The following is a 12743-nucleotide window of genomic DNA, read 5'->3' on the forward strand; positions in this document are numbered from 1 at the left end:
CGCGGCGAGCGGGAGGGCCGCCGCGCCGGCGGCGATGGCGGTGGCCTTCAGCACCTGGCGGCGGCCGGGGCGCGCGGTGGCGCGCGGCACGGCCGGGGTGGCGGCCGTACGGGAGGTCATGTCATCGACAAGGTCAGTCACGGCGGACAGGCTACCGGTCGGTAAGGGTGTGTTCTATACGTTGAACTGACTGTTCGTTCATACGTCACCGCCGCCCCGGGGGGAGGGCCTGTGGGGCGGGTGGGGGGAAGGGGGCCCGGCGGGGCGGGGCTGCGGGCCCCAGGGCCGGCGGCGGGTGTGGTGGGCGGGGGCGGTGCGGCGGGTGGGGGAGGATGGGGGGTCGTCCGTCGTGTTCGTCGTCGAAGGAATCTCCCGTGGCCCAGATCCTGCTCCTCCACTCCGTCTACGGCCTGCGTCCCGCCGTCCACGCCGCCGCCGAGCGGATGCGCGCCGCCGGGCACACCGTGCACACCCCCGACCTGTTCGACGGGCGGACCTTCGAGGACGTCGAGGCCGGGATGGCGTACAAGGAGGAGGTCGGCTCGGACGAGCTGCTGCGCCGGGCCGTCACCGCGGCGGCCCCGCTGCTGACCCCCGGCACCTCGCTGGTCTACGCGGGCTTCTCCCTCGGCGCCGCGCTCGCCCAGAACCTGGCGTTCGCCGACGAGAACGCCCGCGGCCTGCTGCTCCTGCACGGCACCTCCGACATCCGGGAGGACGCGGCCACCTCGATCCCCGTCCAGCTGCACGTCGCCGAGCCGGACCCGTTCGAGACCGAGGACTGGCTGAACGCCTGGTACCTGCGGATGCGCAAGGCCGGCGCAGACGTCGAGGTCCACCGCTACCGCGGCGCCGGGCACGTGTTCACCGACCCCGAGCTCGCCGACTACGACGCGGAGGCCGCCGAGCGGACCTGGGCGGTGGCACTGGACTTCCTGGCCGACCTGGACGGCGCCGCGTAACCGAACAGGGTCACCGTCCGGCCCGGGCCCCAGACCTGGTCCTCGGCGCCCAGCCGCTCCCAGCCCAGCCGCTCGTACAGCGCGATCGCCGCGGTGTCGGTGGCGACCACGTCCAGCACCGGGCGCAGGTCCCGCTCCCGGGCGTGGCCGGCCGCGTGGGCGGCCAGGACGGCGCCCAGGCCCTCGCCGCGGGTGTCGGGCGAGACGAACAGGCGGCCGAGGACGGCGGTCCCCGCGGGCGCGGTGCCGGTACGGGCGGCCAGCAGACGGGGCGCCAGATCGTCCGGCGCGGCGGCGAACAGGGCGACGTGCCCGGCGACCCGGCCGGCCGACTCCGCGACCCAGGCCGCGGTGAGGGACGCCGGGGCCAGCCAGCCGGCCGCGGACTCCGGCCAGCTGACCGGGTAACCGTCGCGCTCGTGGACGGCGGCGAGGACGCGCACGCAGGCGTCGAGGTCGTGATCGGTACGGGGACGGACGGTGCTCACGGCGCTCGCTCTCTGCACTAGGCGTGGGGGCCGGTCGTCACCTTACCGATGGTCAGCTCGGGCCTGGCCTCCAGGACTTCGCCGACCCGGGTGGCCTGGTCGGCGAGTTCGTGGCGCTGGGCGGCGGTCAGCGGGGTGAGGGGCTCCACGGTGATCCGGACCGCGCGGCCGGCGCGGCGGTGGTGCCAGACGCCGGCCACGGTGCCGCCGACCAGCAGTACGGGGAAGTTGCCGGCCTGGCCCCGGGAGAGCGCCCGGTCGGCGGCCGGGCCGGGGAACAGCAGCTCACGGGGGTGGCAGCCGACCGTGTAGGCGTCGAAGTACGGCAGCAGCCGGACCGCGGCCGGGACGTCCCCGTCGGGCAGCGGGTCGTCGGCGTTCATCCAGGCGCTGACGCCCTCCAGGTCGACCTGGAGCAGGCCGCCGGCGTGCCGGGCGAAGAGCTCCCGGGCCCAGGCGGCGGGCGCGGCGAGCCAGCGGGCGAAGTGCTCGGGCGTGGCCGGGCCGTACGCGCGCAGGTAGCGGTGGAGCAGTCCGGCGAGCGCCGGTCCGGGGGCGTCGGGCGTGAATCCGGGGAGCAGGCGGTGCGGGTTGGTGTACGTCACCTTGCGGCCGCGCTCCGGGCCGAAGCAGAGCGCGCCGCGGGCGGCGGCGAGCGGGAGGGCCTGGCGCCAGCGCGGCCAGTAGCCCTGGAAGGCGGGCATCACCGGGTCGCCGGCCCAGGGGCCGGTTCGCGCGACCACGGCTTCGCTCAGCTCGTCGACGGTCAGTTCGGCGTCGGCCAGGGCTTCGGCGACGGCGGTGAGGACCTGCTCGGTCTGCTCGTCGGTCATCCGCATCCGCTCGGGCACGGCCCCGCGGCCGGACGGTACGGCGGCCAGCGCGCCCGTCCACAGCGGCAGCTCGGCGGTGGGGAGCAGGTGGACGGTGCCGCGCGGCCCGAAGGTCTTCACCAGGCTGCGGTCCTCCCACAGCGCTCGCTTGACGTCGGCCCGGGTGCCGGTCGCCGTCCGCAGCGCGAGCGAGAGCTCGGCCGCCGACATCACCTGCGCGTGCGCCCCGCAGATCGCCCCGGCGAGGTCGGCGGGCCGGCCGAACGCGCCGGGCACGGCCAGCCCGTGCCGGTCGAGGCGTCGGGCGCTGACCCGGCTCCAGGTGACGCGTGGCAGGTCGGGCATCGGGCGCCTCCGTCGGGATGTCGTGGAAGGCCGACGGTAGCGGGGAACGCGGTCGGAAGCTGTCCTGGTTGCGGCGGGGGTGTGCGGGAGGTCGGCGGGGCCGACTTCCCGCGCGGGGGTGCCGGACGGGTGGGGGAGGATGGGGGCGTGGTGGAGCGCAGATGGGAGTACGCCCCGGCCGGGACCCTGCCGGGGCTGTTGCAGCGGGGCCGGGGGCTGGGCGCGCGGATGGCGGCGGAGGACCGCTCGGCGGCGGCCGAGCTGGTGTACGGGTGCGTGCGCTGGGAGTGGCGCGGGGACGTGGCCGACCGGCGGGCGCTCTACCTGGCGCGACTGCTGCGGGACCTGGAGCTGCCGCTCGGCCCGGTGACCGGACTGCTGGGCGGGGCGGACGAGGGCGCCCGGCGGCGGGCCGCCGAGGTGCTGGGGTTGCTGGCGCTCGGCGGTTCGCAGGAAGCGGGCGAGGCGCTGCGCGGGCACGGGCCGGACGCCCCGGAACCGCCCTCGGCACCGGATCCGGCCCCGGCTCGCTGCGCCGGCGAGGCCGCGTCCGGAGGCCGGGGCGGGGAAGGCGTGGTGGCCGGCTGGTCGGCGGAGCTGGAGCGGTGCTGGGTGGAGCAGCGGTGGTGCGGCCCGGCGGGCCTCGCCCGAGGGCTGGCCGGGGCCGGAGCGGCCGACGTCGGGGCGGCGGGGCCCGGCGCGGTGTCGCTGCTGCGGCGGTTCTGGCTGTGGACTCCGCACTCCCACGAGCGGGCGGCCTATCTGGAGGCGCTGGCGGTGCTCGGCCCGGCCGGCCTCGGCGAGGTGTACGTGGAGTGCCTGTGGGACTGCGAGGCGGACTCCCGGCTGCTCGCGGCGGGCCGGGCGCCGGACGGCCCGCAGGTGCGTGAGCGGCTGGCGTATCTGCGGGACGACCCGCTGGAGGAGCCCGCGGTCAGGGCCGCCGCCCGGGAGCGGCTGGCGGCCCTGACCGGGTGAGTCACAGCCCCGGGATGCGCCCGTTGCGGTAGAGGTCGACGAAGAGCTGGTGGTCGGCGCGGGCCCGGGCGCCGTACGCGTGGGCGAAGTCGACCAGCATCGCGGTGAACCCGGCCTCGTCGCGGCCGATGGCCTCGTGGATGGCGTGCTCGGTGGAGAACGGGACCAGGGTGTGGCCGCTGGAGGACTCGTCGGCGGCGGCGTGCATGGTGGCGGTGGCCCGGCCGAGGCAGTCGGCTACGGCGAGCAGGTCGGGCAGCTCGCCCAGGTCGGTCCAGTCGAGGTCGGCGGCGTACGGCGACACCTCGGCGACCAGCTGCCCGCGCCCGTGCAGCGTGGTGTAGCCGAGCCACGGGTCGCTGTGGGCCTGGAGGGCGCGCTGGGAGATGACCGTGCGGTGGCCCTCGTGCTCGAAGTAGCCGGCGATGGCCGGGTCGGTGACGTGCCGGGCGACGGCCGGCGTCTGGCCCTGCTTCATGTAGATGATCACGTCGTTCTCGAGGGCGTCGGTGTGGCCCTCCAGCAGCAGGTTGTACGAGGGCAGGCCCGCCGAGCCGATGCCGATGCCGCGGCGGCCGACCACGTCCTTGACCCGCAGGGCGTCCGGGCGGGTGCGGGAGGCCGGCGGCAGGGTGGTCAGGTAGTCGGCGAAGGCGGCCAGCACCTCGGCCTTGGTGGGCTCGTCCAGCTCGACCGCCCCGCCGCCGAGGCGGAAGCGGCGCTCGTGGCCCTCGATGACCGTGTCGCCGTCGAGCAGTGCCACCCGGGTCTGCAGGCGGGCCTTGCGCAGGGTCTCCAGGACCGGGCCGGTGGCGGTGTCGAGGGTGTACGGCGCGGCGTCGCCGGAGGTCACGTGGGCGGCGATCTGGCCCCGGTACGCGGCGGCGAAGGCGGTGACCAGGTCGGTGATGGTGTCGTCGGAGAGCGCCTTGGCGTAGCCGATCAGCGCCAGCGAGGCGGCCAGCCGCTGGACGTCCCAGGTGAAGGCGCCGACGTAGGCCTCGTCGAAGTCGTTGACGTTGAAGACCAGCCGGCCCTCGGCGTTGAGGTAGGTGCCGAAGTTCTCGGCGTGCAGGTCGCCGTGGATCCAGACCCGGCCGGTGCGCCCGTCCAGGAACGGCGTCCCGTACGACTCGAACGGGGCCGTGGTGAGGTCCGCGTAGTAGAGGCCGGCGGTGCCCCGGTAGAAGGCGAAGGCCGAGGCGGCCATTTTGCGGAACTTGACCCGGAAGGCCGCCGGGTCCTTGGCGAGCAGGTCGCCGAAGGCCGTGTCGAAGACGCTCAGGACGGTCTCGGCGCGGTCCGCGCCGGTGAGCTGGTCGGACATGGTACGGGCTTCCTCTGCGGTGTGGCGGGCGGTCGGTCGGTGCACTCCCAGGAGGCTAGAGTAGGAGGGTGAACGTGTGATTGATGGTCCGGGCCCGGTGGTGGCTCGGACCTCATCTGTTTCCGGGCACCCCTTGTGACCTGCGCGTTCGCCGGCCATCTGCACGTACCGAGACTCCGGAGGCCCCGCCTTGAGCGATCAGCCGTTCGCGCATCTGCACGTCCACACCGAGTACTCGATGCTGGACGGTGCCGCCCGGCTGAAGCAGATGTTCAAGGAGGTCGAGCGGCTGGGCCAGACCCACGTCGCGATGACCGACCACGGGAACATGTACGGCGCCGCCGAGTTCCACAAGCAGGCCACCTCGGCCGGGCTCACCCCGGTGATCGGCATCGAGGCGTACGTCGCGCCGGAGTCGCGCTCCAACACCAAGCGCATCCTGTGGGGCCAGCCGCACCAGAAGAGGGACGACGTCTCGGCGTCCGGCGCGTACACCCACAAGACCATCTGGGCCCGGAACAAGGAGGGCCTGCACAACCTCTTCAAGCTGACCTCGCGCTCCTACTCCGAGGGCTGGCTGGTGAAGTGGCCCCGGATGGACAAGGAGCTGATCGCCGAGCTGTCCGGCGGCCTGATGGCCACCACCGGCTGCCCCTCCGGCGAGGTGCAGACCCGGCTGCGGCTCGGCCAGTTCGACGAGGCGCTGCGCTCCGCCGCCGACTACCAGGACATCTTCGGCAGGGAGAACTACTTCCTGGAGCTGATGGACCACGGCCTGGACATCGAGAAGCGGGTCCGCGACGGGCTGATCGAGATCAGCAAGAAGCTGAACATCCCGCCGGTGGTCACCAACGACTCGCACTACACCACCGAGGCCGACGCCGGCGCCCACGACCTGCTGCTCTGCGTCCAGACCGGCAAGAACCTCTCCGACCCGGACCGCTTCCGCTTCGACGGCACCGGCTACTACATCAAGTCGGCCGCCGAGATGTACGCGCTGGACTCCTCCGACGCCTGGCAGGAGGGCTGCCGCAACAGCCAGCTGCTGGTCGCCTCCCGGGTGGACACCGAGGGGATGTTCGAGTTCCGCAACCTGATGCCGCGCTTCCCGGTGCCGGAGGGCTTCGAGTCCGAGGCGGACTTCTTCAAGTCCAAGGTCTGGGAGGGCATGGACTGGCGCTTCCCGGGCGGGTACGACGAGGAGCACAAGAAGCTCGCCGAGTACGAGATGGACACCATCATCCAGATGGGGTTCCCGGCGTACTTCCTCGTGGTCGCCGACTTCATCATGTGGGCCAAGGGCCAGGGCATCGCGGTGGGCCCCGGTCGTGGTTCGGCGGCCGGCTCGCTGGTCGCGTACGCGATGGGCATCACCGACCTCGACCCCATCCCGCACGGCCTGATCTTCGAGCGCTTCCTCAACCCCGAGCGCGTCTCCATGCCCGATGTCGACATCGACTTCGACGAGCGCCGGCGCGGTGACGTGATCCGATACGTGACGGAGAAGTGGGGCGCCGACAAGGTCGCCATGATCGTCACGTACGGCACCATCAAGGCGAAGGCCGCCATCAAGGACTCCTCCCGGGTCCTCGGCTACCCGTACGCGATGGGCGACCGGATCACCAAGGCGATGCCGCCGGACGTCATGGGCAAGGGCATCCCGCTCTCCGGCATCACCGACTCCTCGCACCCGCGCTACGGCGAGGCCGGCGAGATCCGCGGGCTGTACGAGAGCGACCCGGACGTGCGCAAGGTGATCGACACCGCGCGCGGCATCGAGGGCCTGATCCGCCAGCCCGGCGTCCACGCGGCCGGCGTCATCATGTCCGCCGAGCCGCTGACCGACCACATCCCGGTCTGGACCCGGCACACCGACGGCGTCACCATCACGCAGTTCGACTACCCCACCTGTGAGGGCCTCGGCCTTCTCAAGATGGACTTCCTCGGCCTGCGCAACCTGACGATCATGGACGACGCCGTCAAGGCGATCGAGAAGAACAAGGGCGTCAAGATCGACCTGCTCGATCTGCCCCTCGACGACAAGCCCACCTACGAGCTGCTGGCCCGCGGTGACACGCTCGGCGTCTTCCAGCTCGACGGCGGCCCCATGCGCTCGCTGCTGCGCCTGATGAAGCCCGACAACTTCGAGGACATCTCCGCCGTCCTCGCGCTGTACCGACCGGGCCCGATGGGCGTCAACTCGCACACCAACTACGCGCTGCGCAAGAACGGCCAGCAGGAGATCACCCCGATCCACCCGGAGCTGGAGAAGCCCCTGGAGGAGATCCTCAAGCCGACCTACGGCCTGATCGTCTACCAGGAGCAGGTGCAGAAGGCCGCGCAGATCCTGGCCGGCTACTCGCTCGGCCAGGCCGACCTGCTGCGCCGCGCGATGGGCAAGAAGAAGAAGGAGATCCTGGACGCGGAGTTCGTCCCCTTCCAGAAGGGCTGCCGCGAGCACGGCTACTCCGACGCGGCCATCCAGGCGGTGTGGGACGTCCTCGTCCCCTTCTCCGGCTACGCGTTCAACAAGGCCCACACCGCCGGGTACGGGCTGGTCTCGTACTGGACGGCGTACCTCAAGGCCAACTACCCGGCCGAGTACATGTCCGGCCTGCTGACGTCCGTCAAGGACGACAAGGACAAGTCCGCGGTGTACCTCAACGAGGCCCGCAAGATGGGCATCAACGTCCTGCCGCCGGACGTCAACGAGTCGGACGCGGACTTCACCCCGCACGGCAGCGACACCGTGCGCTTCGGCCTCACCGCCATCCGCAACGTCGGCGGGCCGGTGGTCGAGTCGATGATCCGCACCCGCAGGGCCAAGGGGAAGTTCGCCTCGTTCCCGGACTTCCTGGACAAGGTGGAGTCGGTGGTCTGCAACAAGCGGACCGTCGAATCCCTCATCAAGGCGGGCTCCTTCGACTCGCTCGGGCACACCCGCAAGGGCCTGACCGCCCAGTTCGAGCCGATGATCGACAACGTGGTCGGGGTCAAGCGCAAGGAGGCCGAGGGCCAGTTCGACCTGTTCGGCGGCGACGCGGTCAGCGACGAGCCGAGCTTCGGCCTGGACGTGGTCTTCTCCGAGGAGGAGTGGGAGAAGTCCTTCCTGCTCACCCAGGAGCGGGAGATGCTCGGCCTGTACGTCTCCTCGCACCCGCTGCACGGCATCGAGCACGTGCTCGCCGACAAGGCGGACTGCGCGGTGGCCGACCTCGCGGAGCGGCCCGACGGCACCATCGTCACCATCGGCGGCATCATCTCGGGCCTCCAGCGGAAGATGACCAAGCAGGGCAACGCCTGGGCGATCGCCACCGTGGAGGACCTCGCGGGCTCCATCGACTGCATGTTCTTCCCCGCCAGCTACCAGCTGGTCTCCTCCCAACTCGTCGAGGACGCCGTGGTGTTCGTCCGCGGCAAGCTCGACAAGCGGGAGGACGTGCCACGGCTGATGGGCATGGAGCTGTCCGTGCCGGACCTCTCCAACGCGCACGCCGAGGCGCCGATCGTCATCAACATCCCCAGCGGCCGGGTCACCCCGCCGCTGATCGCCCGGCTCGGCGAGGTGCTCACCCACCACCGGGGCACCACCGAGGTGCGGATCCGGCTGGAGGGCAACCGGCGCACCACCGTGCTGCGCCTGGACCGGCACCGGGTGAAGTCCGACCCGGCGCTGTTCGGTGACCTCAAGCAGCTGCTCGGGCCGAGCTGCCTGGCGGGCTGAGACGCGGGCCGAGGAGGCGTACGGAGGCGGCGGGGCCGGCGGTGTCCGGCCCCGCCGTCGTCCTGCCGGAGGGCCCCGGACCCCCGCCGTCGCCGCCGTCGTCGCCGTCGTGCCGGGCGGGCCTCAGACCCCGCCGCCCAGGCCCGGCGGCACCGCGGTGTGCAGGGCCGAGACGAAGGCCGAGATCGCCGGGTGCGAGCCGGCCCCGGCGCGGAAGGCCGCCCGGGTGCGCCGGTACATCGGCAGCCGGGTGAGCACCACGCCCGGCGGCGGCTGCGCGGTGCCCAGGTGCGGCACCAGCGCCACCCCCTGACCGGCCGCCACCAGGGCCAGCACGGTGGCGAAGTCGTCGATCTGGTGCCGCACCCGGGGCGTGAAGCCGGCGCTCTCGCAGGCCCGGACGGCCATCCGGTGGCAGAGCGTGCCCGGCGGCGAGACGATCCAGGGCGAGCGCCGCTGCTCGGCGACCGTGCCCGGGCCCCGGGCCGCCAGGTACATCGGCTCGGTGAACACCGGCCGGGTCACCGCGAGGCCCGGCTCCGGCTCGGCCGGCACCAGGTCGTACTCGTGCACCAGCGCCACGTCCAGCTCGCCGGCCCGCAGCGCCGCCGCCACGCCCGCCGGGTCCACCTCGGTGACCATCGGCTCCAGGTCCGGCTGCCAGCTCGCCAGTTCGGCCAGCGCGGCGGGGATGATCGCCCGGGCCGCCGAGGGGTAGGTGCCGATCCGCAGCGGGCCGGCCAGCCCCTTGCGGGCGTGCGCCAGTTCGGCGTCCGCCTGCTCCAGCCGTTCCAGGACGGCCTCGGCGTGCCGGACCAGGTTCTCCCCGGCGGGCGTCAGCGTCACCCGCCGTCCGGTGCGCTCCAGCAGCGGCACCCCGGCCTCCTTCTCCAGCACCGACAGCTGCTGGGAGACCGCCGAAGGGCTGAACGACAGGGACTCGGCCACGGCGGCGATGGTGCCGAGGTGGGCCAGTTCGCGCAGCAGGCGCAGGCGTCGTACATCGAGCATCGGCTCAGCTTACGAGAAGCGTCGGAAATGTGAACTGGACCTGTGGCAAGCCCGGGCCGCAGGATCGTGACCATGGAACTGCAGGGGATCCTCGTACCGCTGATCACGCCGTTCGCTCCGGACGGCTCGCTCGCCCTGGACGCGCTGGAGAAGCTCGCCCACTCCGTGCTCGCCGAGGGCGCCGCCGGGCTGGTCGCGCTCGGCACCACCGGGGAGCCGGCCGTGCTGGACGAGGCGGAGAAGCGGGCCGTCGTCGAGGTCTGCGCGGCCGTCTGCGCCGAGCACGGCGCCCGGCTGGTGGTCGGCGCCGGCGGCAGCGGCACCGAGGCCACCGCCGCCGCGCTGGAGGAACTCGGCGCCCGGGTGCCGGGGGCCGACGCCGCGCTGGTCACCGTGCCCGCCTTCGTCCGCCCCGGTGAGGCCGGCACCCTCGCGCACTTCCGCCGGCTGGCGCAGCGCAGCCCGCTGCCGCTGGTCGTCTACCACATCCCGTACCGCACCGGGCAGCCGCTCTCGGCCGCCGCGCTGCTCGAACTCGCCGCCGTACCGGGCGTGGTGGGCGTCAAGTACGCCACCGGAGGGCTCGACCAGGAGGCCCTGGAGCTGCTCGCCGGAGCACCGGAGGGCTTCGCGGTGCTGGCCGGGGAGGACTCCGTCCTGTCGCCGCTGCTGGCGCTCGGCGCGGCCGGCGGCGTGCTGGCCTCCGCGCACCTGGCCACCGCCCGCTTCGTGGAGCTGGCCGCGGCCTGGGCGGCCGGGGACGTGGCGCGGGCCCGCGCGCTCGGCCACCGGCTGGCCGCGCTGGCGGGCGCCGTGTTCGCCGCGCCGAACCCGGCGGTGGTCAAGGGCGTGCTGCACGCCCAGGGCCGGATCCCCACCCCGGACGTCCGCCTCCCGCTGCTCCCGGCGGGGCGTCACGAGGTCGAGGCGGCGCTCGCGCTGGCCGACCGGCTGGCCGGTGGTCCGGACCAGTAGTTCCCACTGCGTGGAACGGCGGGTCGCCGCGCGCCCGTGACAGGGCATGATGGGCAGAGCGCGGCTGCCACGAGCGAGATCAAGAGCAGCGAGTTCAAGAGCGGCGAGAGCAAGAGGAGTAGTCGGAAATGAAGATCGGCATTGTCGGGGCCACCGGCCAGGTCGGCGGAGTGGTCCGCGAGATCCTGGCGGAGCGCGCGGATCTTCCGGGTGGACTGGGCCCGGTGGAGCAGCTGCGACTGTTCGCCTCGGCCCGCTCGGCCGGGCGCACCCTGCCGTGGCAGGGCACCGAGGTCACCGTCGAGGACGCGGCCACGGCCGACTACACCGGCCTGGACATCGTGATCTTCTCCGCCGGCGGCGCCACCTCCAAGGCCCTCGCCCCCAAGGCCGCCGCGGCCGGCGCCGTCGTGATCGACAACTCCTCCGCCTGGCGCCGCGACCCCGAGGTCCCGCTGGTCGTCTCCGAGGTCAACCCCGAGGCCGTCGCGGACCGCCCCAAGGGCATCATCGCCAACCCCAACTGCACCACCATGGCCGCCATGCCGGTGCTGCGCCCGCTGCACGAGGAGGCCGGCCTCGCCGCCCTCGTCGTCTCCACCTACCAGGCCGTCTCCGGCAGCGGCGTGGCCGGTGTCGCCGAGCTCCAGGACCAGGCCGCCAAGGTCGTGGACGGCGCCTCCGCGCTCGCCCGCTCCGGCTCCGCCGTCGAGTTCCCCGAGCCCAAGGTCTACAAGCGCCCGATCGCCTTCAACGTGGTGCCGCTGGCCGGCTCCGTCGTCGAGGACGGCTCCAACGAGACCGACGAGGAGCAGAAGCTCCGCCACGAGAGCCGCAAGATCCTCGGCATCCCGGAGCTGAAGGTCGCCGGCACCTGCGTGCGCGTCCCGGTCTTCTCCGGCCACTCGCTCCAGATCAACGCCCGCTTCGAGCGCCCGATCAGCCCCGAGCGCGCGGCCGAGCTGCTCACCGGCGCCCCCGGCGTCGAGCTGAGCGACATCCCGACCCCGCTCCAGGCCGCCGGCGCCGACCCCAGCTACGTCGGCCGCATCCGCGCCGACGAGACGGTCGAGCACGGCCTGTCGCTGTTCGTGTCCAACGACAACCTGCGCAAGGGCGCCGCGCTCAACGCCGTCCAGCTGGCCGAGCTGGTCGCCGCCGAGCTGAAGGGCTGACCCGCCCCGTCCGGCCGTTTTCGTTCGGGCCCCGCCCACCGCGCGCACGCGGGGCGGGGCCCGTTCGCGTGGCCCGGAATTGTGGGAACGCGACATCCGCCGAGGTTCGGTCGGCGAACCACGGGTAAAGGTGACCCAACGCTCGGGCGGCCGGCACCCCCACCCCGGCCCCCCACCCAGGCCCCCGAGTGCCGGGCGGACCGCGCCCACCCGGTACCGCCGACCGGCGGCGCCGTACCCGGGGCCGAGCGGAAAGAGGTGCGGAGTGGACCGCTGTGTCGTTCTGGTGGACGCCGGATACCTGCTGGGTGCCGCCGCCAGCCTGCTCGCCGGGGACGCCTCCCGCTCCCGCGTCACGGTCGACCACACCGCGCTGATCACCGCGCTGCGCGAGCGGGCCGAGGCCGAGACCGGCCTGCCGCTGCTGCGCATCTACTGGTTCGACGCGGCCCCGGAGCGCCGCCCGATGCCCGAGCACCGGCGGCTGCGGGTGCTGCCCCGGGTCACCGTCCGGCTCGGCGCGCTCACCCGGGCCGAGGGCCGCTGGGTGCAGAAGGGCGTGGACGCGGCGATGCACGCCGAGCTGTCCGAGCTCGCCCGCAACCGGGCCTGCGCCGACGTGGTGCTGATCACCGGCGACGGCGACCTGCTGCCCGGCATGATGTCCGCCAAGGAGCACGGCGTGGTCGTCCACCTGTGGGCGCTGCAGGCCGCCGACGGCGACTTCAACCAGTCCGAGGACCTGGTCGGCGAGGCCGACGAGCGCAGGGTGCTGGACCGCGAGTGGATCGAGGGCTCGTTCAGCCTCCGCGAGGCCGCGACCTCCTTCCCGGCGCCCGGCCCCCGCCACGAGATCGCCAAGATCCTCTCCGCGCCGCCGGCCCAGCCCGCCGCCGTGCCGCGGCCGCCCGTCGTCCGGCCGGCC

10 protein-coding genes are annotated in these 12743 nt (G+C 73.5%); 6 read left to right on the forward strand and 4 right to left on the reverse strand.

Annotated elements, in window-relative coordinates:
- The first annotated feature begins 374 nt into the window (after window positions 1-374).
- Complete coding sequence (locus ACWEQL_RS36125; RefSeq protein ID WP_452154729.1) at window positions 375-962, forward strand: dienelactone hydrolase family protein; 588 nt, start codon at window positions 375-377, stop codon at window positions 960-962.
- Here the strand turns inward: ACWEQL_RS36125 and ACWEQL_RS36130 are convergent.
- Window positions 887-1450: a GNAT family N-acetyltransferase gene (locus ACWEQL_RS36130; RefSeq protein WP_452154731.1), complete on the reverse strand. Its 564-nt coding sequence runs from the start codon at window positions 1448-1450 to the stop codon at window positions 887-889. The genes ACWEQL_RS36125 and ACWEQL_RS36130 overlap by 76 nt on opposite strands.
- A gap of 17 nt (window positions 1451-1467) precedes the next feature.
- A complete protein-coding gene (locus ACWEQL_RS36135) occupies window positions 1468-2628 on the reverse strand; it encodes a winged helix DNA-binding domain-containing protein (protein WP_452154733.1) in 1161 nt (386 codons plus the stop codon).
- Between the two features lie 147 nt (window positions 2629-2775).
- Between ACWEQL_RS36135 and ACWEQL_RS36140 the strand changes: the two genes are divergently transcribed.
- Window positions 2776-3606, forward strand: coding sequence for a hypothetical protein (locus ACWEQL_RS36140; RefSeq protein WP_452154735.1), 831 nt, complete (start codon window positions 2776-2778; stop codon window positions 3604-3606).
- 1 nt (window position 3607) lies between these two features.
- Here the strand turns inward: ACWEQL_RS36140 and ACWEQL_RS36145 are convergent, their stop codons facing one another.
- On the reverse strand, window positions 3608-4933 hold the full coding sequence (locus tag ACWEQL_RS36145; protein ID WP_452154737.1) for a DUF2252 domain-containing protein: 1326 nt from the start codon (window positions 4931-4933) through the stop codon (window positions 3608-3610).
- Between the two features lie 190 nt (window positions 4934-5123).
- Here ACWEQL_RS36145 and dnaE point away from each other — a divergent pair, with 190 nt between their 5' ends.
- The gene (dnaE, locus tag ACWEQL_RS36150) at window positions 5124-8657 is read left to right on the forward strand and encodes a DNA polymerase III subunit alpha (RefSeq protein ID WP_452154739.1); all 3534 of its coding nucleotides are present in this window, start codon (window positions 5124-5126) and stop codon (window positions 8655-8657) included.
- A 123-nt stretch (window positions 8658-8780) separates the two neighbouring features.
- Here the strand turns inward: dnaE and ACWEQL_RS36155 are convergent, their stop codons facing one another.
- Window positions 8781-9668, reverse strand: coding sequence for a LysR substrate-binding domain-containing protein (locus ACWEQL_RS36155; RefSeq protein WP_452154741.1), 888 nt, complete (start codon window positions 9666-9668; stop codon window positions 8781-8783).
- Between the two features lie 72 nt (window positions 9669-9740).
- On the opposite strand from ACWEQL_RS36155, the gene ACWEQL_RS36160 reads away from it, so the two are divergent.
- The 3 genes from ACWEQL_RS36160 to ACWEQL_RS36170 form a co-directional block, all read left to right on the forward strand.
- Window positions 9741-10643, forward strand: a complete 903-nt coding sequence (locus ACWEQL_RS36160; protein WP_452154743.1) for a dihydrodipicolinate synthase family protein — start codon at window positions 9741-9743, stop codon at window positions 10641-10643.
- 128 nt (window positions 10644-10771) lie between these two features.
- On the forward strand, window positions 10772-11818 hold the full coding sequence (locus ACWEQL_RS36165) for an aspartate-semialdehyde dehydrogenase (RefSeq protein ID WP_452154745.1): 1047 nt from the start codon (window positions 10772-10774) through the stop codon (window positions 11816-11818).
- A 265-nt stretch (window positions 11819-12083) separates the two neighbouring features.
- On the forward strand, window positions 12084-12743 hold a 660-nt coding region (locus ACWEQL_RS36170), incomplete at its 3' end, for an NYN domain-containing protein (protein ID WP_452154747.1).

This window comes from Kitasatospora sp. NPDC004240 (assembly GCF_053603215.1).

Bases quoted from the DNA above. Each gene is read 5' to 3' on its own strand.
- ACWEQL_RS36135 (WP_452154733.1), bottom strand. From the start codon at position 2,628: ATGCCCGACCTGCCACGCGTCACCTGGAGCCGGGTCAGCGCCCGACGC.
- ACWEQL_RS36145 (WP_452154737.1), bottom strand. From the start codon at position 4,933: ATGTCCGACCAGCTCACCGGCGCGGACCGCGCCGAGACCGTCCTGAGC.
- ACWEQL_RS36155 (WP_452154741.1), bottom strand. From the start codon at position 9,668: ATGCTCGATGTACGACGCCTGCGCCTGCTGCGCGAACTGGCCCACCTC.
- ACWEQL_RS36160 (WP_452154743.1), top strand. From the start codon at position 9,741: ATGGAACTGCAGGGGATCCTCGTACCGCTGATCACGCCGTTCGCTCCG.
- ACWEQL_RS36165 (WP_452154745.1), top strand. From the start codon at position 10,772: ATGAAGATCGGCATTGTCGGGGCCACCGGCCAGGTCGGCGGAGTGGTC.